Below are 26,852 nucleotides of genomic sequence, written 5' to 3' on the forward strand. Positions count from 1 at the left end.
TCAGGTCCGCGAGTGTGACATGAGAGCCGGCTCACTCGGTGCGCTCGACTTACCGAGCACCGAATGCCGGCGGCTGTAGGCGAAGTAGATGACGGTGCCCAGGGCCATCCAGATCACGAAGCGCAGCCAGGTCTCGATGGAGAGGTTGATCATCAGCCACAGGCAGGAGAGCGCGGCCAGGATCGGGACCAGCGGGACCAGCGGCACCCGGAAGCCGCGCTTCAGGTCCGGGCGGGTGCGGCGCAGGATGATCACGCCGATCGAGACCAGCACGAACGCGACCAGGGTGCCGATATTGACCATTTCCTCGAGGGTGCCGAAGTCGACGAACCCGGCCAGCAGGGCGCAGACCACGCCCACGATGACGGTCAGCCGGACCGGGGTGCCCTTCTTGCCGGTGTGCGCCAGGCCGCGCGGCAGCAGGCCGTCGCGGGACATGGCGAACAGCACCCGGGTCTGGCCCAGGAACATGACCATGACCACGGTGGACAGGCCGGCGAGCGCGCCGATCGAGATGATGTTCTTCACCCACATATCGCCGTGGATGGCGAAAGCCGTTGCCAGGGTGGCGTTTCCGCCCGCCAGCTCGGTGTAGGGCACCATGCCGGTGAGGATCAGCGACACCGCCACGTAGAGCACCGTGACGATGGCCAGCGAGCCGAGAATGCCGCGCGGCACGTCCCGCTGCGGGTTGCGGGTCTCCTCCGCGGTGGTGGCCACCACGTCGAAGCCGATGAAGGCGAAGAACACCAGGCTGGCCGCGGCGAGCAGGCCGTACCAGCCGTAATGGGTGCCGCCGGAACCGGTGAGGAAGGCGAACAGCGACTGGTGCACGCCCTCGGCCTTCTCCGACGGCTGAGCCGGCGGAATGTAGGGCGTCAGGTTGGAAGCCTTGAAATACGTTGCGCCGACCACCAATACGAGCGCGATCACCGCCAGCTTGATGGCGACCGCGATGGCCGAGACGCGAGAGGAGAGCTTGGTGCCGGTCGCCAGCAGCACGCCGACCACGGCGATGATCAGCACCGCGCACCAGTCGAAGGAGATAGACCCGATCTCCAGAATCGGTGGGCGGGAACCGAGTACCTCACCGAGATACTGCGACCACCCCTTCGCCACCACCGAGACGGCCAGGGCGAACTCCAGGATCAGATCCCAGCCGATGATCCAGGCGATCACCTCGCCGAAGGTGGCGTAGGCGAAGGTGTAGGCGCTGCCTGCCACCGGCACCGTGGACGCGAACTCGGCGTAGCAGAGCGCCGTCAGCCCGCAGGCGATGGCCGCGAAGACGAACGCCAGCGAAACCGCCGGTCCCGCCACCGAACCCGCGGTGCGCGCGGTGAGCGTGAAGATGCCCGCGCCGATGACCACCGCGACACCGAAGATGGTGAGATCCCGGGCCGTCAGGTCCTTGCGTAGCTTGGAATCCGGTTCGTCGGTGTCCCGGATGGACTGTTCAACCGATTTGGTGCGGAACATACCGCTGGCGAACGACACTGTTCATTTCCTCTCTGGAACTACCGCGCTCAGATCGACCGCGGAATGGCGTCGAGCCGGCGCTCGGCGAAACGATTGGCGGCCGCGCCGGTGCCGATGCCCTCGGCGCGCGCGGACGCGATGATCTCCCGGCAGCGGTCGAAGATGCCCCTCACGTCATCTTCGACCGCCTCCGGAGTGGCTTGGCGCAGTTCGCCTTCCACCTGGATGAGGCCACCGGCATTGGCCACGAAATCGGGGACCCAGGTGATGCCGCGCTCGTTCAGCGCGAACTCGATCTCCGGGGTGGCGAGCTGGTTGTTGGCAGCGCCGCAGACCAGCTTGGCCTCGATGGCCTCGGCGCTGGACGCGGTGAGGGTGCCGCCCAGGGCGCAGGGGGCGTAGACGTCGACCGGAGCGGTGGCGACCGTGCTCAACAGCCGCACCGACGGGTGATCGGCCGAAACACGCTGGAGCGCAGCCTCGTCGACATCGGTGACGCACACCTCCGCGCCATCGGCGAGCAGCAGTTCGATGAGTTCGCGCCCGACCTTGCCGACACCCTCGACGCCGACCGTCCGATTCGCCAGCGACGCTGTACCCCAAACGGATTCGGCACCGGCACGCATCGAATGGAAGACGCCCAGCGCGGTCAGCCGGGCACTGTCACCCGAACCGCCCGCCGCCCGGCTGCGCCCGGTCACATACCGGGTGTGCTGCCCGATCAGATCCAGGTCATCGGTATTGGTGCCCACATCGCCCGCCGTGATGTACCGGCCGCCAAGGGTTTCCACGAACCGCGCGTAAGCCGCGAGCAGGTCCGGAGTCTTGTGTACGGCCGGATCCCCGATGATGACGGCCTTACCGCCGCCCAGGTTCACCCCCGCCGCCGCGGCCTTGTACGTCATGCCCCACGACAACCGCAGCACATCCTGCAACGCCGCGAACTCGTCCGCGTACGGGTAGAAGCGGGTGCCGCCGAGCGCCGGGCCCAGCGTGGTGGAGTGAATGGCGATGATCGCCTTCAGCCCGGTCTTGTCGTCCTCGCAGAACATCACCTGCTCGTGGCGGCGTGCGCTCAACTCCTCCGAGCGACCGAAAACCCCTGCATCGGTGTGCATTACGGACACTGTGAATCCTTTCTGGATGCCCTTGCCTTGTGGGCGGGCGTTCGTTGTCCCCTCCGTCATTCCGGCGCGCTTTTGGCCGGAATCTCACTTCGGGCGGTGAGATCCCGGCCAAAAGCATGCCGGGATGACGAGGGGGTGTTCGGTCCACGCGCACGGGGTTGTGGTGCGTGGGGTGTGGATCCCGGCCAGAAGCACGCCGGGATGACGGAGTGCAGTGGCTCGGGCTGTCGGGCTGTAGTTCGGTTGGCGTGCTGTGGTTCTGGGATGCCGCTGCGGCAGTCCGGCCTCGATTATTCGAGGCCGAGCTCGCGCAGGCGGGCGTGGTACAGCTCCACATTGCCGAGCTTGATGTCCTCGTAGCCGCGGACCAGGTCCGGCAGGCCGGCGGCTTCGACGGCGGTGCGGTAGTTCGCGGGGGTGAGGGTGGTCGCCAGCCGGTTCACCAGGTCGGTGTACTGGGACAGCAACTCGCGCTCCACCTTTCGCACGTGGGCGTAGCCGAAGGGGTCCAGCTTGGTGCCGCGCAGGCGCTTGCCCTTGGCGAGGACCTTCAGTGCCACATGCGATTTGGGGGTGAGGCCGATCTTCTTCTTGCGGCCGAGGGCCCGCAGGGCCGGGGGATGCAGCTTGTAGGTGAGGTTCTCACCACCGGGCACCTGGGCCTGTACCTCGGCCAGGAAGGCGGGATCGACCAGCAGGCGGGCGACCTCGTACTCGTCCTTGTAGGCGGTGAACTTGTGCAGGCCACGCGCCACCGCCTGACTGAAGTCGGTGCGCTCGGTGACCGCACGCTCCGCCGACCAGGCGAACTGCACCGTGTCGATGTAGCGGCGAGCGACCTTCGCGTTCTGATAGTCGATCAGCTCGGCGGCCCGCAGTTCGACCAGGCGCTTGACCTCGCCGTCGAAGGTGGTGCCCGCCAGCAGTTCAGCGGGGAGCTCGGGGCGGCCGCGCTGCGGCAGTGCGGTTTCGGTGGCCTTCGCGAAGACGGCGGGATCGGCGATCGCGACCCGGCCCCAGCGGAAGGCGGCGATATTCGCCGCCACCGCGACGCCGTTGATGCCGATCGCCTCTTCGATCGCCTCGGCCGGTAGGCGCAGTCCGCCGGTCTGGAAGGCCGCGCCGACCATCAGGAAGTTGGCTGCCGCGGTATTGCCGAAAAGGCTTTCGGCGGCGGCCAGCGCATCGAAGGCGCGCTGTGAATTCGTCACCGCGGCAAGCCGATCGAGCAGCGAACCGGTGGCCGGGTAAGCCACGGACTTGTCGTACACCATGTCGCCGGTGGGGGTGTGGCTGGTCGAGGCGACCGCGATGGTGCTCGCCGGATCACCGTAGGCCAGGTTCTTGGGGTCGGCGGCGGTCAGCAGATCGATCGCGAGAATGCAGGTCGCGCTGCCGGGGGTGAGCCGGTTCGACGGCTCCAATTCCGTGGTGGAGAACCGCAAGTGGGAAAGGACCGGTCCGGCCTTCTGGCTCAGGCCGATCTGGTCCAGGCTCTCCACCGCGTACCCGGCGCGCAGGGCGGCCGTGGCCAGCACCTGGTTCACCGTCACGATGCCGGTGCCGCCGATGCCCGCGATGAGCACGTTCTGCGTGCCCTGCGGAGCGCCGAGACCCGGATCGGCCACCGCGGGCGGTTCGGAGTTCTTGCGAGCGCCCTTGCGCCCGTTCTTGTCCGGCGATACCTCCACCGTCACGAACGACGGGCAGTCGCCGTCCAGGCAGCTGTAATCGGTGTTGCAGGAGGTCTGATCGATGCGCGTCTTGCGCCCGAACTCGGTCTCGACCGGTTGCACCGACAGGCAATTGGACTTGGTCCCGCAGTCGCCGCAGCCCTCGCACACCGCCTGGTTGATCACCACCCGGGTATTGCGCACCGGCAGCGTGCCGCGCTTGCGCTGGCGTCGCGCATCGGCAGCGCAGTGCTGGTCGTAGATCAGCACCGTCACGCCCTCGATCTCACGCAACAGCCGCTGCGCCTCGTCCAGCCGATCCCGATGCCACAGCAGCGTGCCCTTCGCGAGGGCTTTGCGGTTGTGCCGCTTGGGTTCGTCGGCGCAGATGATGATCTGCTTGACGCCCTCCACGGTCAGCTTGTGCGTCAGCTGCGCGACCCCGAGCCCGCCCTCCACATCCTGCGCGCCGGTCATGGCGACGACTTCGTTCCACAACAGCTTGTAGGTGATGTTCACCCCGGCGGCGATACACGCCTGAATGGCCAGCTGCCCGGAGTGGAAGAAGGTGCCGTCGCCGATGTTCTGGAACAGGTGCGGCACATCGGTGAACGGGGCCTGCCCGATCCACTGGCTGCCCTCGCCGCCCATCTGGGTGAGCCCGGTGACGGCGCTGTCGCTGCGGCCGGACATGGTGACCAGGGTGTGGCAGCCGATACCGCCGCCGCCGATCGAACCCTCGGGGATGGCGGTGGAGCGGTTGTGCGGGCAGCCGCTACAGAAGTAGGGGGTGCGCTTGGCGGAGAGCACTTCCAGTGAAAGCGGCGGCGGCGCGGCCTTTTTCAGTTCGACATGCTCACGGAGCACGCGGCGCAGCGGACCCAGCAGGCGGCCCGCGGTCAACTCGCCGTCGAACGGCATGAGCGGCGCGCCCCGTCCATCGAGTTTGCCGAGGATCCTAGGCGCATCCGCTGTGCCGTAGAGGATTTCGCGAATCTGGGTTTCGATGAAGGCGGTCTTGTCCTCGACCACTATCAGCTGTTCCAGCCCGGCGGCGAATTCGGTGACCTGTTGCGCGCCAACGGGATACGGCATCCCGATGCGCAGCAAGCGAATCCCCGCGCGGTGCAGGGCGGCGTCATCGACACCCAGATCCACCAGCGCCTGCCGGACCGCGTCGAAGGTGGTGCCGGTGGCCGCGATGCCGATCTTGGCCGCGCTCGGATTCACCTCGATCACATCGAGCCCGTTCACCGCGCCGTACGCGCGCACCGTCTCCCAGCGCGGCCCGTACAGATCCGCCTCGGCCAGCACGCTGTCCGTCGGCGCCGCCATCGGCCGCTGCCGGTAGGCGAAAGGCTTTCCCTCCCACCGCACTTCGGGAACCGTGATGGGCAGGTCGGCGACCGATCCGTCCACCGTCCACGCCCCGTCGGCGACATCGGCCACGATCTTCATGGCGACCACGCACCCGGAGGCCCGCGACAGCGCCACCCCGTGCAGACCCATCGTGACGATCTCTTCGGCATTGCGCGGGAACAACACCGGCACGCCCATCGCCGCCAGGGATCGTTCACTCACGGCGGGCACGGTCGAGGATTTCGACGCCGGGTCATCGCCGACCAGCAGCAAGACGCCGCCGCGCGCATTGACCCCGTACATATTCGCGTGCCGGATGGCATCGGTGGCCCGGTCCACGCCCGGACCCTTGCCGTACCAAACCCCCACGACCCCATCGTGTGTCGCGTTCCCCGCCGGCAGATCGGCCTGACTGCCCCACACCGCGGTGGCCGCGAGCTCCTCATTGAAGCCCGGCACGAACTTGATGTCGTGCTCGGCGAGCACATTCGGCATCCCCAGCAGCATCTTGTCCACGCCGCCCAGCGGGCTCCCCTGATACCCCGAGACGAAGGTGGCGACCCGCCGCCCCGCTCTGATGTCCCGCACATGCTGTTCGACCAGCAATCTCGCGATCGCCTGCACCCCGGTCAGCAGAACCGGACCCGCACCCGAGCGGTAGCGGTCGGCGAGATCGTAGGGCGCGGCCGTCGCGGTCTGCGCGAGGGAAGGCTCCCAGGCAACGTCGGTCATGAACAGTCACCACACTTTCCGCAGCCCAGGTCGTGAGCCGCGAACGAAGGACGAAGCAATCGGTGCAGCGAAATCTGCCGTCCCGTGTGATCGGTGTCAACAACCGCAGAAAAAGTTGATCAATCTGCTCAAAAGTGATCTAGCGCACTACGTCGTATACATCATTCTGCTCGGTCTCCGCGAGACCCACGTCACACCGCGCCGCCCTCCGGATTCTTGGTCAACTGCTCAACCAGCGGCAGCGACCGGTACTCGATCGGCGTAGCCAACGCCAGCATCGTCTCGGTGTGCTTCACCCCCGGCACCGAATGCACCCGCTGGATGATCCCGAGCAGATCCTGCTGCGAGCGCGCCGCGATCCGCACCAGCAAATCCGCGCGCCCGGTCGTCGCATGCACCTCGAGCACATTCGGAAACTCGCGCAACGCCTCCACGATGTCGTTCATCTTGTTCTGATCCAGCTCCACGCCCAGGAACGCGTGCACCCCGAACCCCACCGCCGCCAGATCCACATCCGGCGCGTAGCCCCGCACCGCCCCCGACCCCTCCAGGCGTTTCATCCGCGCCTGCACCGTATTCCGCGCCACCCCCAGCCGCTGCGCCAACTCCAGAATCGGCGTCCGCGGATCCCGCCCCAACTCCGCCAGCAACGCCGAATCCAGTGCGTCGATCTTGATGCTCATACCCTCCATGGTCGCCCAAATAATGCGATGAATCACGGACGGGGCGCACCTAGGGTGGCTGCATGGAGACCCTGGAACAGTTGCTGCGGGGGCGGTTGGCGCGGGCATTCGCGGAGGTCGGCGGGGGGATCGCCGATCCGGTGGTGCAGCGTTCACAGCGCGCGGACTTCCAGGCGAACGGGGCGTTGCCTTTGGCGAAACGGCTGGGCGTGGCACCGCGGGAGGTTGCCGAGCGGGTGCTCGCGGTCGCGGAGCTGGAGGGTCTGATCGCGACTGCCGAGGTGTCGGGGCCCGGGTTCATCAATCTGACCGTCGATGACGCGGTGCTGGGGCGGATGATCGGCGCGGTGAACGCGGATGCGCGGCTGGGGGTGCCGGTGGCGGCGGAGCCGGAGACCGTCGTGGTGGATTACAGCGCGCCGAACGTGGCCAAGGAGATGCATGTCGGGCATCTGCGCTCGACCGTGATCGGGGATGCGGTGGTCCGGACCCTGGAATGGGTCGGGCATCGGGTGATTCGGCGGAATCACCTGGGGGACTGGGGGACTCCGTTCGGCATGCTGATCGAGCATCTGGCCGATATCGGGGAAGCCGAAGCGGTTCGGGAGCTGTCGGTGGGGGATCTGTCGGGGTTCTATACGGCCGCGCGGAAGAAGTTCGATGCCGACGACGAATTCAAGGAGCGGGCCCGGCGGCGGGTGGTGGCCTTGCAGGGCGGGGACGAGACGACGATTCGGTGGTGGCGGTTGCTGGTTGGGGAATCGAAGCGGTATTTCGGGACCGTATACGAGCGGCTCGGGGTGCGGTTGACCGACGCGGACTTCGTGGGGGAGTCGGCCTACAACGAGGAGCTCGGGTCCGTGGTCGAGGACCTCGACCGGCTGGGGTTGATTCAGGTCAGCGATGGCGCGCAGTGTGTTTTCCCGGCCGGGTTCACCGGGCGGGACGGCACGCCGCTGCCGCTGATCGTGCGGAAGTCCGACGGCGGATTCGGTTATGCGGCAACCGATCTGGCGGCCATCCGTGATCGGGTCGGCGAACTCGCGGCCACTCGGCTGCTGTACGTGGTTGGCTCCCCGCAGCAGCAGCATTTCGCGATGGTGTTCGCCACCGCGCGGGCGGCGGGGTGGCTGGCGGATCCGGCGCGGGCCGAGCACATCGGATTCGGATCGGTGCTGGGAGCCGACGGCAAGGTGCTGCGGAGCCGGGCCGGGGGCACCATCAAACTGGTCGAATTGCTGGAGGAGGCTCGGCAACGGGCCGCGGTCGTGGTGGCGGAGAAGAATCCGGCGCTGTCGGCGGAAGAACAGGCACGGGTCGCTACCCAGGTCGGCATCGGCGCGGTGAAGTACGCGGACCTGTCGACCGATCGGACCCGCGACTACGTCTTCGATTTCGATCGGATGCTGGCCCTCGAAGGCAATACCGGGCCGTATCTGCAATACGCGAATGCCCGGATCCAGTCGATCTTCCGCAAGAGCGGCGGCGAACCGGTGCGGGACGGTGCGCCGGTAGTGGTCGCGGCGGCGGCCGAACGGGCGCTTGCCATCGAATTGCTCGCCTTCCCGGAGGTGGTCGCCGAGGTCGCCGATAGCCTGGCCTTCCATCGGCTGGCGGCCTATCTCTTCGGCGTCGCTTCGGCTTTCGCCTCCTTCTACGAGCAGTGCCCGATCCTCAAAGCCCCCGATCCGGCGGTACGGGCATCCCGGCTGGTACTGACCGACCTCACCGGCCGTACGCTGTGCGCGGGACTGGGCATGCTCGGGATCGGAGCGCCGGACCGGATGTAGCCGCCGATAACGCTGGAACGGGACGCCCCGATGTTCAGCTCGACGATCGAATTTCGGAGGGGATCGATGAATATCAAGTCGGCGGCCATGGTTTCACTGGCCGCGGGGCTGCTCGCGACCGTCAGCGGCTGTAGCGCCTCCTCCGGTTCGCAGCAGCCCGCGACCTCGGAGCAGAGCGTGCCTGCCGCCGCGCAACAGCAGGGCGCCCCCGCCGGCAGCGGCCACGGCCTCTGCTTCGACTCGAATTCCAGCCTGGCGCAGCAGGCAATCACCAAACTGGCGGCCGCGCCGATCGGCACCTGGTCGATCGGCCAGGCCAGCGACGACACGATCTCCGCCGGCTGCGACGGCGTCCTCTCCTGGATGACGGTCAACACCAACACCAATCACCCCTACACCCACGTCCTGTTCTTCACCGCCGGCCAGTACCTCGGCACCGCCACCGCCGAGCCATACATGTACACGATGATGGCGGGCAAAACCCGCAACACCGTCTCCGTGACCTACCGCTGGACCCAGAACAACGACCCCATGTGCTGCCCCCAAGGCGGCCCGAGCACCGTCGTCTACACCCTGAACGGAACCACCATCCAAGCGAACGGCCAGTTCCCGCCCCACAATTGACCCGCTACCCCGCTCACGGCTGCCCGGGCGTACCGATCCGCTCGGGTCGCCCGCGGGAGCCACCAGAACTCGTGAGCTCGGGATGGATGCGGCCTTCGTGGTGGAGTATCGCCGGGCGGGTGGAGGGCTTCAGGCTGCGCCGATCCAGTCGGTGAGGGCGTCTGTCAGGCCGGTGGTATCGGAATCGTCGGTGGCCCAGGCGATGTAGCCGTCGGGGCGGATGAGAACTGCTGCGGGAGGGGTGATTTCGCCGAGTTCGGGGACCGTCCAGCGCGATGTGCCGGCGGTGACGATGTCGATTCGGTTTGTCCATGCGGTGACGTTCGGTACGTCGGTTCCGTTGAGTGCCAGCAGGATCGGGCGGGCGGTGCGCTGGAGGGCGGCTGTGCGGGTGGGGCCGGTGGCGGTGGTCAGGTCGGCGTCGGGGATGCGGCGGCCGGCGAGGGGGTGATCGCACTTGGTGTCGTAGCGGATGTCGAGGGCGGTGATCATCAGGCCGAGGCGTTTGCGGACCTGGTCCATGGCGATGAGGTCGCTCATGGTTTCGCGCAGGGCGTCGGTGTGGGCGCCGGGGCGCATGAGGGCGGTTTGGGCGCGGGTGTTCTTCAGGACGCGGGCCGCGATGGGGTGGCGTTCGGATTCGTAGGTGTCGAGAAGAGTGTCGGCGGCGTTGCCGTTCAGGACGGCGGCGAGCTTCCAGCCGAGGTTGACGGCGTCCTGGATGCCGAGGTTCTGGCCTTGGCCGCCGGCGGGGTAGTGGATGTGGGCGGCGTCGCCGGCGAGGAAGACGCGGCCGGAACGGTACCGGTCGGCTTGGCGAGCGGCGTCGCCGTAGTGGGTGACCCAGCGCGGGCTGTGCATGCCGAAGTCGGTGCCCGCGAGTTCGGTGAAGTGGGTACGGAATTCGTCGAAGGTGAGTTCGGTGCCGCGGGGGAGGACCAGGTCGTGGCGTTGTACGACCAGGCGGTACCAGCCGGGCTGGAATTGCACGACCGAGAAGTCGCCGGCGCCGCTGCGGTGCGCGAAGAAGGGCTGGGCGGGCGGGTCGGTGAGTTCGACATCGGCGATCATGCCCGTGGCGGTGGCGTCGGTGCCGTCGAAGGCGATACCGGCGAGTTTGCGGACCGAGCTGCGGCCGCCGTCGCAGCCGACCAGGTAGGCGGCGCGAATCCGGCGGGGTGCGGGGCCGCCGATCTCGACCTCGATGCCGAGGGCGTCCTGCTGGAAGCCGATGACCGGTGAGGACCACCGCACCTCGGTCCCCAATTCGCCCGCGCGCCCGTCGAGTTCGCGTTCGATGATCGATTGCAGGACGGCGAGCATATGCGGCTGCCGGGTCTCGAAGTCGCTGAAATCCAAGGCCAGACCGCCGAAGTGACCGGCCTGCATGATGCGGCCCTGCGGCACCAGCCGGTCGAGCAGTCCGCGCGCCTCGAGGATCTCCATGCTGCGGGCGTGAATGCCGCCGGCCCGCGATTCGCCGGTGCGCGCCGGGAGCCCGTCGACCAGTTCCACCCGCACCCCGGCGAGCCGCAGTTCGCAGGCGAGCATCAGCCCGGTCGGTCCGGCGCCGGCGATGACCACGTCCGTTGTCTCCATGACCCGTTCTCCTTAACAACGTTAAATCGCTTAACGATGTTAAGGAGACCAGAACGTTGTTAAGGTGTCAAGGGTGAGAAGGGAGGCGGCCGTGAAACTGGACGCCAAGGTGATAGCGCAGACCGCGCTGGACCTGCTCGACGAGGCCGGACTGGACGGCCTCACCATGCGCAAGGTGGCGGGCGCGCTGAATGTGCAAGCGCCCGCCCTGTATTGGCATGTCAAGAACAAGCGTGAACTACTCGACGCGATGGCCGAGCACGTCTTCATCGCCGCGGTGGACGGTGTCGAAGCCCCGCGGCAGGGCGAACCGTGGCAGGACTGGCTGATCGCGATGGCGCAGCGCCTGCGCCGATCCATGCTGCGCTATCGCGACGGCGCGAAGGTCCTCGCGGGCACCTTCATCAGCGACGAAACCATGTGGCGCACCGTCGAATTGACCCTGCGCACGCTCGAGGACGCCGGCTTCGAACCCCCCGCGGCCGGTCGCGTGTTCCCGATCATCCTGCACTACACGACCGGCTTCGCCATCGAAGAGCAAGCCCGTACCGGCGTCGAATACAGCGAAACCCCCTATGACCCGGACAGTCTCGGCCGGCTCGTAGATGCCGGCCGCTACCCCCGCACCGCCGGTCTGGTCGCCGATATGGCGACCGCGGACACCGACGTGGAATTCGAGTACGGACTACGTGCCATCCTCGCCGGCATCGAGGCCATAGAGCGGCCGGGAACTCAGCGGGTGGCGACCCAGACGTAATTCGGGATCAACGGCCCGCCCGGCCGGGGTACCCGCGACTGCTGGATATCACGGAATCCGGCTTCGGTGAACAGCCGGCGCATCTGGCGCGGACTGGGCCAATTGGCCTGCCCGAACGCCTGCCAATCCAGAATGCGCTGCGCCGGAGCCAGTCTCGGATTGATCATCGAGATCACGACGTGCCCGCCCGGCGTCAGCACCCGATGGAATTCGGCCAGCGCGGCCGGCTTGTCGTAGAAGTGGAACGACTCGGTGCAGGTGACGGCATCGACCGAGGCGTCGGGCAGCGGCAAGGCTTCGGAGCGCCCGTGCAGCCAGTTCACGGCACTCGAGCGGGCTTTCGCCTTGGCGAGCATGCCTTCGGACAGGTCGCAGCCGTGGATCTCGGTGGGGGACAGCTCTTCCAGCATGCGAATGGTGAGCAGGCCGGTGCCGCAGCCCACATCGAGGATGCGCTCGGGCCGCAGCTCTCGCAGCCGGGTCATGACGTGGTTCTGCTCGATCCGATACGTGAAGCGCTGGACGATGTCCAGGTCGTACAGCGCGGCGACGCGGTCGAAGAGCGGGGCGACGATATTCGTGGAGCTGACCATGGCTCACCATAACTGTCTGGGACGGGATTCCGGAACTGTCATTTCAATGAATTCCGCGTCGGCGAATCTTCACGTGGACTCTGACCGAAGTACCCGATCAAAGCGTATTCAGGCATCACGCATACCGGAGCATACTGGAAGACGCCATGCGGCCCGATCAGTCGCCGCGCGCAGCAGCTCGTAGCGGGAGGCGCCATGTCGGCGAGTGTCCGGTTGCCGATCGCCACCGTTCCCAAGCGGTTACCCGTTGTGGGGCATATGGTTTCGCTGCTGCGGGATCCGCTCCGGTTTCTGGGGTCGCTGCCCGAGCACGGTGATCTGGTGCGGGTCGGGCTGGGGCCGGTGACCGCGGTGGCGGTCTGTGATCCGGAGTTGACGCTGGAGTTGCTGCGGCGGGATCGGATCTTCGACAAGGGTGGGCCGCTGCTCGATCGGGTGCGGGAGATGCTGGGGGATGGGTTGGTCACCTGCCCGTATTCGGTGCATCGGCGGCATCGGCGGTTGCTCCAGCCGGCGTTCCACCCGGCTCGGAACGGGGAGTACGCGGCGGTGATGAGCCGGCGGATCGACGAGTTCACCGGGGCCTGGCGGGACGGGGAGGTGATCGACGTCAAGGCGGGGATGCATGCGCTCACTTCCGGGGTGACCGCCGCTGCCTTGTTCAGTCACACTGTGCCGCAAGATGTTTCGCAACGGATGTTGCTCGATGTCGACCGTGTCGTGCGGGCGATGATGATGCGTACGGTACTGCCGTCCGCGCTGCTGCGGGCGCCGACGCCCGGTAACCGTGCCTACCGGCGTGCGATCACGAATCTCCGGGCCGCGCTGGCCGAGATCATCGCGGCCCGGCGTGCCGCGGGCGTCGATCACGGCGATCTGCTCTCGGCGCTGATCGCCGCGCACGAGGGCGGGGCGGGGTTCAGTGATCTCGAGATCAGCGATCAGGTCATCACGTTCTTCGTCGCGGGCACCGAGACCACGGGCACCGCGCTGACCTGGGCGCTGGAGCTGCTCGACCGGAATCCCGCTGTCGCGGAACGGCTTTACGACGAAGTCGAGATATTGGGCGGGCGGGCGGCACGGTACGAGGACCTGCCCCGGCTGTCGCTGACCAGCCGGATCATCACCGAGACCCTGCGTTTGCGGCCGCCGGTCTGGTTCGTCACCCGCACCGTCGGTGAGGACACCGAACTCGGCGGCCATGCGCTGGCGGCGGGAACCACGGTGCTGTACAGCGCTTTCACCATCCATCACCGGGCGGACCTGTATCCGGAGCCCGAACGCTTCGACCCGGATCGATGGCAGCCGGGTGCCAAACCATCGGCGCGGGGGAGTTTCCTGGCCTTCGCCGACGGCGCGCGCAAATGCATCGGCGAGAACTTCGCCATGACCGAGATGACCCTCGCATTGGCCACCATCGTGGCGCGCTGGCAACTGCATCCCTTGTCCGGCAACGACACTCGCCCCGCCCGGTCCGCGACGCTGCAACCCCGGCGATTGCGGATGCGGGTCACCGCACGGGCAGCGGCGAATATCGACCGGACTTCATGATCCAGGCGATGTGACCGCTCACCCAATCGCACACTCCGCGACTGAATTCGGCGGCCGGGGTGCCGGGCGGTTCCGCGTATCGCGCCGACAGCTCCACCAGCGCGTGCATTCGCGCGTTCCGGAACGCCAGCACGCGGTCGATGGCGGCGGCCGTATCGCGGGCCCCGTGCAGGACCGCCGCTGTCACGCCATTGATGGGAAATTCCTCGTCCGGCCCGCTTTCCCGGGCGTAGGAGAGCAGGTCGTTGTCGAGGTCGGCGAGATCGGCTGCGGCTTTGACCAGTTCGGTCATGGGCCGCTCGCACATGACCGTGCCCGGAACCTCGCATCCCAGGCTGATATCGGTGAGCATCAGGCAGGCGACATTGGCCCCGCCGAGCCTGCGCATATGCACGTAGGATTCGAGCGGTGGCAGTGCCGCGGCCTGCCGTCTGCCGGCCTCCCACAACTTGGTGAGCAGATACTTCTCGGTGTCATCGATCCATCGCCTGCGCTGCACGGCCGAACCCGCGGCCGCGACCCGCCGATCCAGATCCCGCAGCGCCCGCGCCACGGGCAGCACCGGCGAACTCGCCGGCGCTTCCAGCACTTCGATCAAATCGCCTATGACAGCACTGAATTCGACCGGATCACTCCCGATCCGATTCCCGTCGCAGTACAGATCGTCGAACGCGAACAGCCAGGTGATGAAATCGGTCGCCAGCTGTGCGCCCGCCCGCGTACCGCGCGGATAGGTGTAGGACCCCAGCTCGTGCGGTGCGCCCGCCCAGAACCCCGCCCGTCGATCCGCCGGCATCACTTCGTGCCCGTCCAGCCAATCCCTGCTGCCGGCCGCGATGGCCGCCAGCCTCGGATGCACCGAAGTCGCTAGTGGACACCACAATTCCCGAGGGTCGGCAGCAGCCATGACCGTCTCCGTACGCCATATCACTCACCCGGCGTGAAACCGCCGACCTCGTCAGTATGCGGCCGGATCCCGCCCGGAATCCCCGAAAGGCCCGGTGAAACCGTGCGACGGACCATGATTGGCGGAAAATGTCCCGCTGTAATACCTTACGGGGGTACCGTTCATGAGCCCGTGCCGGCTCTGAGCGGCTGTTGCAACCAGAGGAGATTCTCATGCGTGTACTACTCATCGGCGCGGGCGGCTACGTGGGTTCCGCTGTCGCCGAACATCTCTCGTCCCTCGGCCACGAGATCGTCTCGCTCGAGCGGCCCGGCGCCATCGCTGCGAGCAAGTACGAAACCCGCACCGGAGACCTGACCGACCCCGCATCCCTGACCGCCGCCGTCACCCCCGACATCGACGCCCTCGTCAACCTGGCCACCCCCAGCGGCGATCCGGCCGTCGACGCGGCCGCCGTCACCGCGCTCACCGCCCCGCTGCGCGGCACCGGCAAACCCTTCGTCTACACCAGCGGCGTCTGGGTGCTCGGCGCGACCACCGGCGCCGACGAAACCGCCCCCACCAACCCGATTCCCATCGTCGGATACCGCCCCGATATCGAACGCCAGGTCCTAGCCCTCGCCGACGCCGACATCCGCGCCGCCGTCATCCGCCCCGGCATCGTCCACGGCCGCGGCGGCGGCATCCCCGCCCTACTGGTCGACCTGGCCCGCAAACACGAAGCCCCCGTCGTCGTCGCCGACCCCGCGGTCGTCTGGCCCATGGTCCACATCGACGACCTCGCAGACCTCTACGCCAAGGTCATCGAAGCGGCCCAGCCCGGCTCGATCTGGCACGCCATCACCCAGCCCGCCGTCCCGGTCGCCGACCTCGCCGCCGCCGCAGCCCAAGCCGCCGGCGTCTCCGGCAAAACCAAGATCTGGCCCCTCGACCAGGCCCGAACCGAACTCGGCCCCCACTTCGCCGACGCCCTGGCCCTCAGCCAAACCGTCACCGGCCAGGCCGGAATCGACCACCTGAACTGGCAGCCCAAGGCCCCCGACGTCCTCGCCGACCTGACCACCGGCTCCTACCGCTGACAGCACGCAATACAAAAGGGCCCGGGCTGGAGAATCATCTCCGGCCCGGGCCTTCGGGGTGGCTGACGTGAAAACCGCCCCCGAACCTGAATCCTTTGCGCAGCAGCAGGTCGCAGAGTTTTCATGATGCGGTGACCACACCGAGTGTCGGACCCGCTCGGCGTGCCGGCACATGGGGTTGCGTCGGCAGGATTCCTTCGCGCAGTTTCGCTGCCAGCGTTACCAGTTGGCTTCGGTTCTCCACGCCCAGCTTGGCGTAGAGGGCGGTCAGGTTGTTGCGGACCGTCTTTTCGGCGAGGTCGATGGCCTGGGAAATCTGGTGGTTGGAGAGGCCGTCGCTGACCAGGTGGAAGAGCTTCAGTTCGCGGGGGGTCAGTTCGCCCAGGGCGTGCTCGAATTCTTTCTCACGGCGGACATGCCTGATCAGGACTTCGGTGACGCGGTGGTCGAATGCCAGTCGGCCGGCGGAGACCGTGTGGATCGCGCGGGTGATGATCTCGCCGGGAAGATTGCTGGTGAGGTAGCCGGCGGCCCCGGATAGTGCTGCCTGAGTCATGATTTCGGCCTCCGCGGTGGAGGCGAATATGACGCACTTGATGTCGCGGGAGTCCGCGTGCAGTCGGCGGCAGAACTCTATGCCGGTGCTGTCGGGCAGATCCATATCGACGAGGACGACGTCGACCGGCTTCGAGTCCATCGCCGCCAAGGCGCTTGCCGCGTCGCGTGCCTCACCGACGATCTCCAGTGCGGAGTCGTTGTGCAGCACCGATTTCAGGCCGAATCTGACCAGGTCGTTGTTGTCGACGAGAAAAACCCGGACCATCGTTAGTCACCTCGGCTCTGTAGTGCGTTTTTCGGTAAGCCGAGTTCTTGCTCGGCGGTCGCCAGGACGAAATCGGCGACGAGCAGGAACTCTTCGTCGTCCTGAAGTACGGCCTGGATGGTTACGGCATGTGCGGTCGCGAGAATCCGGGAGGCCGACCCGTGCGGGTCGGGGGTCGAGAACTGCCCGGCCTCGACGCCTTCGTTGATGATTCCGGCAATGATGGTGTGGGCGTACGCCATCTGCCGGACCACCTCTTCGCGCATGTGCGGCTCGCTGTACGAGGCTTGCCAGCCGTCGACCCACAGCAGCGGGGCCGGGAAGTCCCTGCGATGGCGGCGGTAGTCGAGCAGGCGGCGGAGTTGGTCGAGTGGGGCCGCCGCGATGCGGGCGTAAGCGGCCCATCCGTCGAGCGAACCGGTCGCGGCGTGCGCGAAACCCGCGACCGCCAGGTCGTCGATCGAGGCGAAGTAATGGCTGATGAGACCGGTGGCGACGCCGAGTTCTTCGGCCACGCTGCGCAGGGTGAGGTTGTGGATGCCGTGGGCGGCGATCAACCGGCCGGCGGTCTCCACGATCTCGGTTCGCCGCTGCTCGGGCGGCAAGCGCCGACGGCGTCCGGCCGATCCCGGGGTCGAGGCTGCTTTAGGCATCCGGCTCCTTATTGGCTAGGCAACCAATAGCGAGCACATTATCAGCTATTGGTTGTCGAACCAATAGGCGGTAGGAATCCGCTGGATATGACGTGCGTCAAGGCTGGAGCTACGATGCAGCATTCATCGAAAAGTTGCTGTCCCGTGCTAGGAACGTGATCGAGTCGCGGACTCTATTGATCTTGACCGCTGTTGTGCTGGCAGCTGTGGCGTTGATGGGTATCGACCGGACGGGCGCTGTCGGCGAGCGGCGGAACGACTTCTACCTCAGCAATTCCGGCGATGACAATGCGGACGGACGCACCCCCGCCACCGCGTGGCGGACGCTGGACCGGCTCGCTCGGCAGCGTCTCGAACCCGGTGTCCGGGTGCTACTCGACGGCGGCGACGTATTCGAGGGCACACTCCGGCTCGGGGCCGACGATGCGGGTGATGTGAACCGGCCGGTGTGGATCGGCTCGTACGGCACCGGACGGGCGACAGTGGCCGCGGGCGGCGGTCCCGGCGTGCTGGTGCAGGACACCGGCGGGGTCAGGGTGGGTGATCTCGCGATTGCCGGCACCGGCGGCGCCGCCGACGGGGTCACGGTCTTCACCGATCGGCCCGGTACCCGCCCGTCGGGAATCGTGGTCGAGGATTTGGAGGTCAGTGGCTTCCGCAATGGGGTGTCGATCGGTGCCACCCGCTCGGACGCCGGCTTCCACGGCGTGCAGGTGCGCCGCGTGGTCGCCAGCGACAATCGCGGATCCGGGGTGGCGACCTATGGACCGGCGTTCGATGCGGTCAGCCCGGTGTACGTGAACACCGACATCACAGTGTCGGAGGTGGTCGCGTACCGCAATACCGGAGACCCCGCGGCACAGGTGAACACCGGCAACGGCATCGTGCTCGGCAGCGTATCCGGTGGCCGCGTGGTCGGGTCGGTGGCGTACGAGAACGGCGCGGGTTCGCTGGCCCCGGAGGGCCCGTACGGCATCTGGGCCTACGATTCGACCGGCGTCGTCATCGAGCGCAATATCTCCCATCACAATCGGACCGGCAGCGCCGACGGCGGGGGATTCGACCTCGACCAGAACACCTCGAATTGCGTTCTCCAGCACAACCTCTCCTACTCCAATGACGGGCCCGGCTACCTGTTGTTCAGCAATGCGGCCAATCGGGCCCACACCGGCAATGTGATTCGCTTCAACAGCTCGGTCGATGATGGGCGGCGCGGCGACTTCTACGGCGGCATCACGATCATGGGCGGCCTGTCGGGTCCCGCGTCCGCCACCGGGATCTTCGATGCCCAGGTGTACGGCAATGCGGTGACGGTGAGCAGGTCTGCGGCGAAAACGCCTCCGGTGGTGCGAATCGCGGGCACGCTGAGCGGAATCGTGGTGTCCGGCAATGTGTTCACCGCCTACGACGATGCCGCGCTGGTCCAGGCCGAGAACTTCACCGTCGGGGGAATCATGTTGCGAGACAACACCTATCACTCGCCGTTCCCGATCGTGGGCTGGGCTGGAAGCCGGTACGCCACGATGGCGGAATGGCGATCGGCTACCGGACAACATTGACCGGTAGCCGAGTCCGGCCGCGACCTCAGTAACGCCCGAGGCCACGGTAGGTCCAGCCGGCCGCGGTCCAGCGCTGGGCGTCCAGGCAGTTTCGCCCGTCCAGCACGCGGGTGCCGCGGACCAACCCGGCGAGGGTGACCGGATCCAGCTCCCGGAACTGCTGCCATTCGGTGAGTACCAGCACCGCGTCGGCGCCCGCGCAGGCCTCGGTCGAGCTGGTGGCGTAGTCGAGGGTCGGGAACAGCGTGCGGGCGTTATCCATGGCCTGGGGGTCGTACACGGTGACATCGGCTCCCTGTAACTGGAGTTGGCCCGCGACATTGAGTGCCGGAGAGTCGCGCACATCGTCGGAATCGGGTTTGAACGCCGCGCCGAGTACCGCCAGCCTGGCCCCGATCAGCGAACCGTCGAAAGCGTCACGGGTCAGCTCGACCATGCGGGTGCGCCTCCGCATATTGACGTTGTCGACCTCGCGCAGGAAGGTCAGCGCCTGATGCGCCTGCAATTCGCCCGCACGGGCCATGAAGGCGCGAATGTCCTTGGGCAGGCAGCCGCCGCCGAATCCCAAGCCGGCGTTCAGGAATCGGCGGCCGATGCGCGCGTCGTGCCCGATGGCGTCGGCCAGTACGGTGACGTCGGCGTCGGCGGCCTCACACAGTTCGGCCATGGCATTGATGAACGAGATCTTCGTGGCGAGAAAGGCATTGGCCGCCACCTTCACCAATTCGGCGGTGGCCAGATCGGTGACGAGGAAAGGAGTCTCGGCGGCCAAGGCCGTCGCGTAGATCTCCCGGCTCAATTGCTCGGCGCGGCCGGGCCGCTGCGGATCGATACCGACCACGAGCCGGTCCGGACGCAAGGTGTCGCCGACCGCGAAGCCCTCGCGCAGGAACTCGGGATTCCAGGCCACCTCGAGCTGTGCACCGGCCGGGGACAGCGCCCTGGCCCGCGCCCCGAGCCGAGCCGCGGTGCCCACCGGAACCGTCGACTTGCCGTAGATGACAGCGGGTTCGGTGATATGCGGGGCCAATTCGTCGATGACCGATTCGACATAGCGCAGGTCGGCGGCGTACTCGCCGCGCTTCTGCGGGGTGCCCACGCACAGGAAGTGCGCGGGGCCCCATTCGGCGGCCTCGCGGTACGAGGTGGAGAAACGTAGTCGTCCCGCCTCGATATTGCGTTGCAGCACTTCCTCGAGTTCGGGTTCGAAGAACGGCACCCGTCCTTCCTTCAGCTTGGCGATCTTGTCTGCGTCGATGTCGACGCCGAGCACATCGTGGCCGAGTTCGGCCATACACGCCGCATGCGTCGCGCCCAGGTATCCGGTACCCAGAACTGTCAGCTTGGTCATTTGTTGTTCCTCGGATAGCGGTCAGAGCACGTAGCCGTGCGGATTCGAGTGGGTGAAATGCCATGCGTCACGGCACATGTCGGCCAGGTCGTGGCGTGCGCGCCAGCCCCATTCCCGATGCGCCTTGCCCGCGTCGGCGATCAGCGCGGCCACATCGCCCGGGCGGCGGTCGCGCGCGCTGTAGGAGATCGGGTGTCCGGTGGCCCGGGCGACCGCTGCGCGCAGCTCGAGTACCGAAGTGCCCTGTCCGGTACCGAGATTCACCACTCGATGCCCTGGCGCGTCGTCGATATGGTCGAGTGCCGCGAGATGCCCGTCGGCGACGTCGGACACGTGGATGTAGTCGCGGATCGCCGTGCCGTCGGGCGTGGGGTAATCCTGCCCGTACACGATGAGCTCGGGGCGTCGACCGGTCACCACCTGCATCAGATGTGGCATCACATTGCGTGGTTCGCCGACGGGGTTCTCCCCGAGCAGGCCGCTGGGGTGTGCGCCGACGGGGTTGAAGTAGCGCAGGCTGATCGCCCGCAGATCCGGATGGTAGGTACAGGCTTGGTCGATCATCTGCTCGCACGCCCATTTGCTCCACGCGTAGGGGTTGGTCGGGCGTGCCGGCGCGGTCTCGGTCAGGGGAGTGCCCTCCGAGGCGCCATCGCCGTAGATCGAACACGACGAGGAGAACACCAGCCGGTCCACGCCGTGCACGTCCATCGTTCGTAGCAGGCTGGTGGTCCCACCGAGGTTGACGTCGAAGTACTCCAGCGGGATCTCGGTTGATTCGGCGACTGCCTTACGCGCCGCGAAATGGATCACCGCCTCGACAGGGTGGGCCTCGAACACCCGATCCAATGCCGCTCGATCATTCAGGTCGAGTGAATACAGCAGTGGCGCAACGCCACTGATCGCCGCGATTCGGTCCAGTGCGATAGGTGAACTGGTGGAATGATCGTCGGCCACGATCACCCGATGTCCGCGTTCCTGCAATGCGACGACGGTATGGCTGCCGATGAATCCGCCACCGCCGGTGACGAGAACGACACGGGATTTCATGGGGTGAACTCCTGCAAGGCGAAGACGGGAAAAGCGCCGAGAGTGAACGAAACGAGTGGCACCGTGAGCGTGACCGCGACCAGGGGCCGCCACACCAGTGCCGATCCGGTGCGGTGGGCGCCGGCGAGCCGGGCCGCCTCACGAGCGTGCAGGCTCATCACCGCCGCACCGACGATGAGGTAGGTGGTCGCGCCGAGCACGCACAGCCCGATGTAGCCGACCGGTCCACCGGTCCGCATGCCGACGATCGCGGATGCTGCCAGCAGGATCGCGAACAGCAGGTACGGAGCTGTCAGGCGAAGCGGAAGTGACTGCACCGCAACGCCTTTCGGGGTGACCTTGAAATCGACGGGGCGCGGGCTGAAACGCTGCGCAACAGCGGCGAGCACGCCCCAGGCATTGAACGGCCATTTGACGAAGATGTAGAGCGCCTGCTCCCAGCTCAGTAGTGGGGAGTGCGCCGGCCGCAGCAACCCGGCACGGCGGACCACCGCGACGATGCTCAACAGGCATACCCCCTGTGCCGCAACAAATCCGATGAATACGCCGTAGTTGATGCTGACCCACGGCATCCCGGTCACGGCGGCGATGGCGGGCATCAGCACACCGGTGGCTGCGGTGAGGACCAGCAGTGGGTAGTACGCCAGGGCGAAGCCGAAGCGCAGCCGCAGTCGCCACGGCAACAGGCGCAGGGTGCGGGGCATGAGTTCGAGCAGTTCGGTGCTCAGGCTGCGTGACCATTGGAACTCCTGGGTCAGCATCGCGGCGAAGGTGGCCGGACCCTCGCCGTGGGCCTCGGCATCGATGGCGAAGGCTCCGGACCAGCCGGCGACCGTCAGCAGATAGCTGGTCGAGAAGTCCTCCGCCAGTTCGGGTCCGAGCCCGCCGATGCTGCGCAGGGCCGCGGTGCGCACGGCGTAATGCGAGCCGATGCCGATCGGGGAGAGGCCGCCGTTGTGCCCGAGCTGATGTGGTCCGTGAAAGGTGGCTTCATGAAACAGCCGGCCGCGCACGGCCCAGGACGTGCGAGCGTTCGAATCGCAGATGCTGGGAGCCGCGACGTAGCCGATGGCGGGATCGGCGAAGGGGCGCACCATCGCGGCGAGATATCCGGAGTCCGGAACATGGTCGGCGTCGAGCTGGCTGACGACGTCGTAGTCCCGGTAGCCCCAATTGTCGTAGAACCAGGCCAGATTGCCCTCTTTGCAGCGCCTGCGCCGTGGCCAGGTCGCGCGCTGGTACCCGTCGACATTGCGACGCGTCGACATCCGAATCCCATGCGAGCGTGTCCATTCCAGTACTTCGGGCCGTGGGTCCTCGTCGGCCAGCCAGATATCGAATGGGTGTGGATAGCGCTGAGAGAGCATGGCCTGGAGGGTTTTTCGCACCATCGGCCATGGTTCGGACGGTGCTTTGGTGACCACCATGGCGACCCGAAGCGGTGGCACCGGGCGTCCCGGCCGCACGCGGCGCAGTCGATTGACCGTGAGCAGGAAGTAGGTCGGCAGCAGGGTCACATAGGCCACGAGCAGCGTGGTCACCACGAACCCTAAGATCCCCACGCTGTGTCGGGGCCGCATCCACCACACCCAGAACAGCGTGGTGACGATCGCCCAGGCCAGCGTGCCCGCGGCCACGGCCAGCCGGGAACGAAGCTCGAGGGCCGGCTCGAAGGTGCGGGGCCGGGTGTGCCGGCGTTCCGGAATCGGTTGGGCGAAAACAGGTCCCGACGGCGTGATCGCTCGAACTACACCGCCGGAGATCCGTCGCACATAGATTTCGACGGACTCCGCGGTGGGGTCCACGGTGAGTGAGTTCGGCATGACGCTCCGATCAGCTCGCCATCGGCACGGCCGAAGAGCGGATCAGGTGCTCCGGACGACTCTCACGCTGCCAGGCGATGGTTCGCTCGATGCCGGCCGTCACCGGGGTGGTCGGCTGCCACCCGAGCCGTTGTGCGGCACGGGTGATGTCGGGCCGGCGTCGCACCGGGTCATCGACAGGCAGCGGCCGCCACTCGATACTCGAGTCCGACCCGGTCAGTCCCAGTACCAGGTCCGCGATCGCCCGCACCGACATCTCGACCGGATTGCCGAGGTTGATCGGTCCGCGCTCGCCGCGCGCATCGATCATGGCGATCAGGCCGCGCACCAGGTCGTCGACATAGCAGAGGCTGCGTGTCTGGGTGCCATCGCCGTAGATGGTGAGCGGCCGGCCGGCGAGCGCTTGGGCGATGAAGGTCGAAACCACCCGCCCGTCCTCGGGGCGCAGCCTGGGACCGTAGGTGTTGAAGATCCGGACGATGCCGGTGTCCACCCCTCGGCTGTCACCGAAGGCCGTGGTGAGCGCTTCGGCATAGCGTTTCGCCTCGTCGTAGACCGCTCGCGGGCCGACGGAATTCACATTGCCCCAATAGTTTTCGGTCTGCGGGTGGACCTCCGGGTCGCCGTACACCTCGCTGGTGGAGGCCAGCACGACCCGGGCATTCTCGGCGGCGGCGAACTCCAGCACCTGCTGGGTGCCCAGCGCGCCGGTGGTCAGGGTGAACACCGGACGGCGCAGGTAATCGGGTGGGGAAGCCGGACTGGCCAGGTGCGCGATCGCATCGAAGGGACCGTCCAGTCGCAGCGGAACCCGCACATCGGCATCGACGACCGTGAGCCCGGGGTGCGGGATCAGGTTGGCGGGACTGCCGGTCGACATGTCGTCCAGGACGACCACTTCGTCGCCCCGGGCGAGCAATGCATCGGTGAGATGCGACCCGAGAAAGCCGGCTCCGCCGGTCACGAGAATTCGCATGAGATCCTCCGGATTCGGAAATTGATGTTGATTCGATCCAGAGCTTCAGGCGGTCCTGAGAACTGCTGGTATTCACTCAGCGAACACCAGGGTAAATCCGGTGGCAACGGAACTCGGTCGCCGTCACAGGGAAATGAGAGTGTGGCCTGAATAACTTCCGGGGTCGGCCCGCCTTGAAATAACCGGGTGGATTCCGAAGCGATCGGAGTCGAATTGAGAACGGGTGTGACTCCGCGTAATGCGAATGTTAAGAATGGAGCCCTGATATGTCCCGAGCTCAGGGACATGTCATTGTCTGCCGCTGAATTTCCTGCTTGTAATGGAAACGTTCCACCGATATCGGAAGACTCGAAGAAAGGTCGTTTTCAATGTCGAACATCCGAGGAGTGGCAACCCGCCGCTGGGCAGTGGCGGCAGCGGTCGTGGTCACCGGTGGGGTGGTCGCTACCGCGGCCGCGGGATCGTCGTCGGCGGACGCGGTGGCCGACAGGTCCCGCACCATCGTCACCGAGGACGGTTGGTCACTAACGGTTTCCAAGCTCGGAGAGACCGTGGACCGTTACCCCAACCTGGCCGCCACTCCGTTCACCCGGGAGGGCTTCGTCTCGCTGCGTGCGGTCGCCGACATCGCCGGTAACGGCAAATCCGCAATCGAATGGGGAGTGTTGGATACCGGCTACCAGATCGGCTGCCAGGTCGATGTATCCAACGGACTCCATCTGGGCCTCGGCTTCTCCCTCGGCCCCTCTGTCGGCCTCAGCATAATCGGTCCCGATATCGGTGCACACGCCTCGGTCAGCCCCAACGTGTCGACCACGCTCAAGCCCGGCTCGATCAATACCGTTTCGTTCGCGAAAAAGTCGATAGTCGACAATCATGCTTCAGTATCCGACGATCAAGCGCAGGTCAAAGTCGACGGGTGCATGGGACCGGTAACTTTACGCTCATTCGCGACCATCACCATTTCTACCGACACCGCCGACAATGCGACCACGGTATATGGAGACCCTATTTGGCTGTAAATCGCTTATTGCGCGTGTCGAGTATAGGTCCGCGCCTTCCCGGTCGGCAAAAGATTGCCATCATTTGTCCCGTCATGGGGGAAATTTGGTCCCGGAATCAGGGACAGCACCTGTGGACACCCAGGCTGGAGATAAATCGCCGGCCTGGCCTCTAGGGGTGGCTGGAGGGACTCGAACCCGCGATACCCAGGCACAAGATCGCAGGACCGGTTGGCTAGTGGTCGATTCGGCATCTCGACACGGACGTGCCTGGGAGTGCGGTCATCGGTGTGGTCATGATGATGGTCGCCGGGGAACTCCGTCACCGTCACCGTCACCAAGCTCGGCAGAAACCGCGTACTTGCCGTATCACGCAACGCCGGACGTGTACGGTAGTGAATATCGGTGACATGCCGTGTGCTGCCAACCAAGGTCGCATCGTCGCCGTGTTAGTCGGCCGCTTTCGCGGTCAGACGGGAGCGTCAATCATGACTTGCTCCGTTTTCTGAATCTGCTCTGGGCCTGTCGCATGCGGCCTCTTCTGCGCCGCGCCCGTGTCGACACGATGCGGGCCTATCACATCGGGAATGTCGACGGTGCGTGGTGGACCTCGGGCCACGGATCGGCCGCGAACTCTGCGAACTCGTCGCCGCGGTCGGGCGTGCCCCGGCCAAGGCGTCGGATCCGCCTGGGCGGCGGTAACTCCCGAACGTGCGGCAACACAACGTAATTGGGGCTCGAACCTACGGACCGACCGAGCTCTTGCCGTGGCTATACCGTGCAGGTCCGACCTGCCCGAGCCATCGAATTCGACTCCCAGCCCGCGATAGCTCAGCAGACAGGACACACGAGATGAGCATCCATCCCGACCGGATCGACCCGAAACCGCCTGGGACCGACGGGGCCGCGCCGGCGCAGCCGCGCCCTGTCGACCATCGCGGTGACCGCGAATTCCTCACTCCGGGTGATGGCCTCGTCCCGCACCTTGTAAGTTTTATCGGCTCGAACCCGGAGTCGGTCGGAAGCTTCCGGTTCTGGTTCGCCGACCAGCGGTGGGAGTGGTCGGACCAGGTCGCGATCCTGCACGGCTACAGTCCCGGGGCGGTGCAGCCGACCACCGAACTGCTGCTCTCACACAAGCATCCCGAGGATCGCGCATACGTCGCCGACACTCTCGCGGCCGCGGTCCAGGAGGGCGAACCGTTCTGTAGCCGCCACCGCATCATCGACACCCGCGGCGAAGCCCATCACGTGCTGGTACTCGCCGATCGCTTGCACGACAACACCGGTGCCACCGTGGGCACCCTCGGCTACTACATCGACCTCACCGACGACATGACCCAGGAACGCCGGGCCGTTCTCGATCGGGAAATGCCCGAGCTGGTGGCTGCCCGCGCGAGCATCGAACAGGCCAAGGGCGTGCTGATGTTCATGTACTCCATCACCGCCGACCAGGCGTTCGACGTACTCCGCTGGCGTTCGCAGGAAACCAACACCAAACTGCGCGTTCTCGCCGAGAAACTCCTCGCCGGCATACGCAACCTGGAAGGCGGCTCACCACGCCAACGCAGCCGCTTCGATCACCTCCTGCTCACCGTCCACGAACACCCCGACCCCCCGGCCACCAACGGCCACCGCACCCGGTAACCACCTTCTGCGGTCG

The 26,852-nt window shown here is 66.6% G+C and carries 21 protein-coding genes; 8 read left to right on the plus strand and 13 right to left on the minus strand.

Annotated features, from left to right (window positions below; translation table 11 throughout):
- From NI1_RS31925 to NI1_RS31940, 4 genes are all read right to left on the minus strand, one after another.
- Nucleotides 1–1,479, minus strand: coding sequence for an amino acid permease (locus NI1_RS31925; protein ID WP_067829184.1), 1,479 nt, complete (start codon nucleotides 1,477–1,479; stop codon nucleotides 1–3).
- Between the two features lie 47 nt (nucleotides 1,480–1,526).
- A complete protein-coding gene (locus NI1_RS31930) occupies nucleotides 1,527–2,597 on the minus strand; it encodes a Glu/Leu/Phe/Val dehydrogenase dimerization domain-containing protein (protein WP_067828464.1) in 1,071 nt (356 codons plus the stop codon).
- 299 nt (nucleotides 2,598–2,896) lie between these two features.
- Nucleotides 2,897–6,370, minus strand: a complete 3,474-nt coding sequence (locus NI1_RS31935) for an indolepyruvate ferredoxin oxidoreductase family protein (RefSeq protein WP_067828467.1) — start codon at nucleotides 6,368–6,370, stop codon at nucleotides 2,897–2,899.
- Nucleotides 6,371–6,561: 191 nt separating this feature from the next.
- Nucleotides 6,562–7,053, minus strand: a complete 492-nt coding sequence (locus tag NI1_RS31940) for an Lrp/AsnC family transcriptional regulator (protein WP_067829186.1) — start codon at nucleotides 7,051–7,053, stop codon at nucleotides 6,562–6,564.
- A gap of 62 nt (nucleotides 7,054–7,115) precedes the next feature.
- Here NI1_RS31940 and argS point away from each other — a divergent pair, with 62 nt between their 5' ends.
- Both argS and NI1_RS31950 read left to right on the plus strand, forming a co-directional pair.
- Entirely contained in the window at nucleotides 7,116–8,843 is a 1,728-nt protein-coding gene (gene argS, locus NI1_RS31945) for an arginine--tRNA ligase (protein WP_067828470.1), read from the plus strand.
- 66 nt (nucleotides 8,844–8,909) lie between these two features.
- Nucleotides 8,910–9,467, plus strand: coding sequence for an LppP/LprE family lipoprotein (locus NI1_RS31950; protein ID WP_067828473.1), 558 nt, complete (start codon nucleotides 8,910–8,912; stop codon nucleotides 9,465–9,467).
- A 129-nt stretch (nucleotides 9,468–9,596) separates the two neighbouring features.
- Here the strand turns inward: NI1_RS31950 and NI1_RS31955 are convergent, their stop codons facing one another.
- Nucleotides 9,597–11,066 (minus strand): FAD-dependent monooxygenase, encoded by a 1,470-nt coding sequence (locus NI1_RS31955; RefSeq protein WP_067828475.1) that lies wholly within the window; start codon nucleotides 11,064–11,066, stop codon nucleotides 9,597–9,599.
- Between the two features lie 73 nt (nucleotides 11,067–11,139).
- On the opposite strand from NI1_RS31955, the gene NI1_RS31960 reads away from it, so the two are divergent.
- A complete protein-coding gene (locus NI1_RS31960; protein WP_245663502.1) occupies nucleotides 11,140–11,823 on the plus strand; it encodes a TetR/AcrR family transcriptional regulator C-terminal domain-containing protein in 684 nt (227 codons plus the stop codon).
- Here NI1_RS31960 and NI1_RS31965 read toward each other — a convergent pair.
- The gene (locus NI1_RS31965; RefSeq protein ID WP_067828481.1) at nucleotides 11,799–12,416 is read right to left on the minus strand and encodes a class I SAM-dependent methyltransferase; all 618 of its coding nucleotides are present in this window, start codon (nucleotides 12,414–12,416) and stop codon (nucleotides 11,799–11,801) included. The genes NI1_RS31960 and NI1_RS31965 overlap by 25 nt on opposite strands.
- A gap of 195 nt (nucleotides 12,417–12,611) precedes the next feature.
- Between NI1_RS31965 and NI1_RS31970 the strand changes: the two genes are divergently transcribed.
- The gene (locus tag NI1_RS31970; protein ID WP_067828484.1) at nucleotides 12,612–13,967 is read left to right on the plus strand and encodes a cytochrome P450; all 1,356 of its coding nucleotides are present in this window, start codon (nucleotides 12,612–12,614) and stop codon (nucleotides 13,965–13,967) included.
- On the opposite strand, the gene NI1_RS31975 is transcribed toward NI1_RS31970, so the two are convergent.
- Nucleotides 13,927–14,874 carry a terpene synthase family protein gene (locus tag NI1_RS31975; protein ID WP_157535446.1) on the minus strand — a complete coding sequence of 316 codons (948 nt, stop codon included), beginning with the start codon at nucleotides 14,872–14,874 and terminating at the stop codon, nucleotides 13,927–13,929. The two genes, NI1_RS31970 and NI1_RS31975, sit on opposite strands and share 41 nt — an antisense overlap.
- 212 nt (nucleotides 14,875–15,086) lie before the next feature.
- Here NI1_RS31975 and NI1_RS31980 point away from each other — a divergent pair, with 212 nt between their 5' ends.
- Complete coding sequence (locus NI1_RS31980) at nucleotides 15,087–15,953, plus strand: NAD-dependent epimerase/dehydratase family protein (protein WP_067828491.1); 867 nt, start codon at nucleotides 15,087–15,089, stop codon at nucleotides 15,951–15,953.
- A 121-nt stretch (nucleotides 15,954–16,074) separates the two neighbouring features.
- On the opposite strand, the gene NI1_RS31985 is transcribed toward NI1_RS31980, so the two are convergent.
- On the minus strand, nucleotides 16,075–16,776 hold the full coding sequence (locus NI1_RS31985; RefSeq protein ID WP_067828495.1) for a response regulator transcription factor: 702 nt from the start codon (nucleotides 16,774–16,776) through the stop codon (nucleotides 16,075–16,077).
- 2 nt (nucleotides 16,777–16,778) lie between these two features.
- Nucleotides 16,779–17,429 (minus strand): TetR/AcrR family transcriptional regulator, encoded by a 651-nt coding sequence (locus NI1_RS31990; RefSeq protein ID WP_084524079.1) that lies wholly within the window; start codon nucleotides 17,427–17,429, stop codon nucleotides 16,779–16,781.
- 182 nt (nucleotides 17,430–17,611) lie between these two features.
- Between NI1_RS31990 and NI1_RS31995 the strand changes: the two genes are divergently transcribed.
- Nucleotides 17,612–18,988 carry a right-handed parallel beta-helix repeat-containing protein gene (locus NI1_RS31995; RefSeq protein ID WP_157535447.1) on the plus strand — a complete coding sequence of 459 codons (1,377 nt, stop codon included), beginning with the start codon at nucleotides 17,612–17,614 and terminating at the stop codon, nucleotides 18,986–18,988.
- A 25-nt stretch (nucleotides 18,989–19,013) separates the two neighbouring features.
- Here NI1_RS31995 and NI1_RS32000 read toward each other — a convergent pair whose 3' ends face one another.
- Genes NI1_RS32000 through NI1_RS32015 form a run of 4 tightly spaced genes read right to left on the minus strand, consistent with a single transcriptional unit; the run spans nucleotide 19,014 to nucleotide 24,188 of the window.
- The gene (locus tag NI1_RS32000; RefSeq protein ID WP_067828503.1) at nucleotides 19,014–20,339 is read right to left on the minus strand and encodes a UDP-glucose dehydrogenase family protein; all 1,326 of its coding nucleotides are present in this window, start codon (nucleotides 20,337–20,339) and stop codon (nucleotides 19,014–19,016) included.
- Nucleotides 20,340–20,360: 21 nt separating this feature from the next.
- Complete coding sequence (galE, locus tag NI1_RS32005; protein WP_067828506.1) at nucleotides 20,361–21,389, minus strand: UDP-glucose 4-epimerase GalE; 1,029 nt, start codon at nucleotides 21,387–21,389, stop codon at nucleotides 20,361–20,363.
- A complete protein-coding gene (locus NI1_RS32010; protein ID WP_067828510.1) occupies nucleotides 21,386–23,212 on the minus strand; it encodes a glycosyltransferase family 2 protein in 1,827 nt (608 codons plus the stop codon). Before NI1_RS32010 ends, galE begins: the two co-directional genes overlap by 4 nt.
- 10 nt (nucleotides 23,213–23,222) lie before the next feature.
- Nucleotides 23,223–24,188, minus strand: coding sequence for an NAD-dependent epimerase/dehydratase family protein (locus tag NI1_RS32015; RefSeq protein ID WP_067828513.1), 966 nt, complete (start codon nucleotides 24,186–24,188; stop codon nucleotides 23,223–23,225).
- A 368-nt stretch (nucleotides 24,189–24,556) separates the two neighbouring features.
- Between NI1_RS32015 and NI1_RS32020 the strand changes: the two genes are divergently transcribed.
- Complete coding sequence (locus tag NI1_RS32020; RefSeq protein ID WP_067828516.1) at nucleotides 24,557–25,210, plus strand: MspA family porin; 654 nt, start codon at nucleotides 24,557–24,559, stop codon at nucleotides 25,208–25,210.
- A gap of 831 nt (nucleotides 25,211–26,041) precedes the next feature.
- The gene (locus tag NI1_RS32025) at nucleotides 26,042–26,836 is read left to right on the plus strand and encodes a PAS and ANTAR domain-containing protein (protein ID WP_084524080.1); all 795 of its coding nucleotides are present in this window, start codon (nucleotides 26,042–26,044) and stop codon (nucleotides 26,834–26,836) included.
- Nucleotides 26,837–26,852: the final 16 nt, after the last annotated feature.

The organism is Nocardia inohanensis NBRC 100128 (assembly GCF_001612945.1).
GTDB classification, from domain to species: Bacteria; Actinomycetota; Actinomycetes; order Mycobacteriales; family Mycobacteriaceae; genus Nocardia; species Nocardia inohanensis.

Bases quoted from the DNA above. Each gene is read 5' to 3' on its own strand.
- NI1_RS31965 (WP_067828481.1), bottom strand. From the start codon at position 12,416: ATGGTCAGCTCCACGAATATCGTCGCCCCGCTCTTCGACCGCGTCGCC.
- NI1_RS31950 (WP_067828473.1), top strand. From the start codon at position 8,910: ATGAATATCAAGTCGGCGGCCATGGTTTCACTGGCCGCGGGGCTGCTC.
- NI1_RS31930 (WP_067828464.1), bottom strand. From the start codon at position 2,597: ATGCACACCGATGCAGGGGTTTTCGGTCGCTCGGAGGAGTTGAGCGCA.
- NI1_RS31970 (WP_067828484.1), top strand. From the start codon at position 12,612: ATGTCGGCGAGTGTCCGGTTGCCGATCGCCACCGTTCCCAAGCGGTTA.
- galE (WP_067828506.1), bottom strand. From the start codon at position 21,389: ATGAAATCCCGTGTCGTTCTCGTCACCGGCGGTGGCGGATTCATCGGC.
- argS (WP_067828470.1), top strand. From the start codon at position 7,116: ATGGAGACCCTGGAACAGTTGCTGCGGGGGCGGTTGGCGCGGGCATTC.
- NI1_RS32000 (WP_067828503.1), bottom strand. From the start codon at position 20,339: ATGACCAAGCTGACAGTTCTGGGTACCGGATACCTGGGCGCGACGCAT.
- NI1_RS31940 (WP_067829186.1), bottom strand. From the start codon at position 7,053: ATGAGCATCAAGATCGACGCACTGGATTCGGCGTTGCTGGCGGAGTTG.
- NI1_RS31990 (WP_084524079.1), bottom strand. From the start codon at position 17,429: ATGCCTAAAGCAGCCTCGACCCCGGGATCGGCCGGACGCCGTCGGCGC.
- NI1_RS31980 (WP_067828491.1), top strand. From the start codon at position 15,087: ATGCGTGTACTACTCATCGGCGCGGGCGGCTACGTGGGTTCCGCTGTC.
- NI1_RS32010 (WP_067828510.1), bottom strand. From the start codon at position 23,212: ATGCCGAACTCACTCACCGTGGACCCCACCGCGGAGTCCGTCGAAATC.
- NI1_RS31985 (WP_067828495.1), bottom strand. From the start codon at position 16,776: ATGGTCCGGGTTTTTCTCGTCGACAACAACGACCTGGTCAGATTCGGC.
- NI1_RS32025 (WP_084524080.1), top strand. From the start codon at position 26,042: ATGAGCATCCATCCCGACCGGATCGACCCGAAACCGCCTGGGACCGAC.
- NI1_RS31955 (WP_067828475.1), bottom strand. From the start codon at position 11,066: ATGGAGACAACGGACGTGGTCATCGCCGGCGCCGGACCGACCGGGCTG.
- NI1_RS31975 (WP_157535446.1), bottom strand. From the start codon at position 14,874: ATGGCTGCTGCCGACCCTCGGGAATTGTGGTGTCCACTAGCGACTTCG.
- NI1_RS32020 (WP_067828516.1), top strand. From the start codon at position 24,557: ATGTCGAACATCCGAGGAGTGGCAACCCGCCGCTGGGCAGTGGCGGCA.
- NI1_RS32015 (WP_067828513.1), bottom strand. From the start codon at position 24,188: ATGCGAATTCTCGTGACCGGCGGAGCCGGCTTTCTCGGGTCGCATCTC.
- NI1_RS31925 (WP_067829184.1), bottom strand. From the start codon at position 1,479: ATGTTCCGCACCAAATCGGTTGAACAGTCCATCCGGGACACCGACGAA.
- NI1_RS31935 (WP_067828467.1), bottom strand. From the start codon at position 6,370: ATGACCGACGTTGCCTGGGAGCCTTCCCTCGCGCAGACCGCGACGGCC.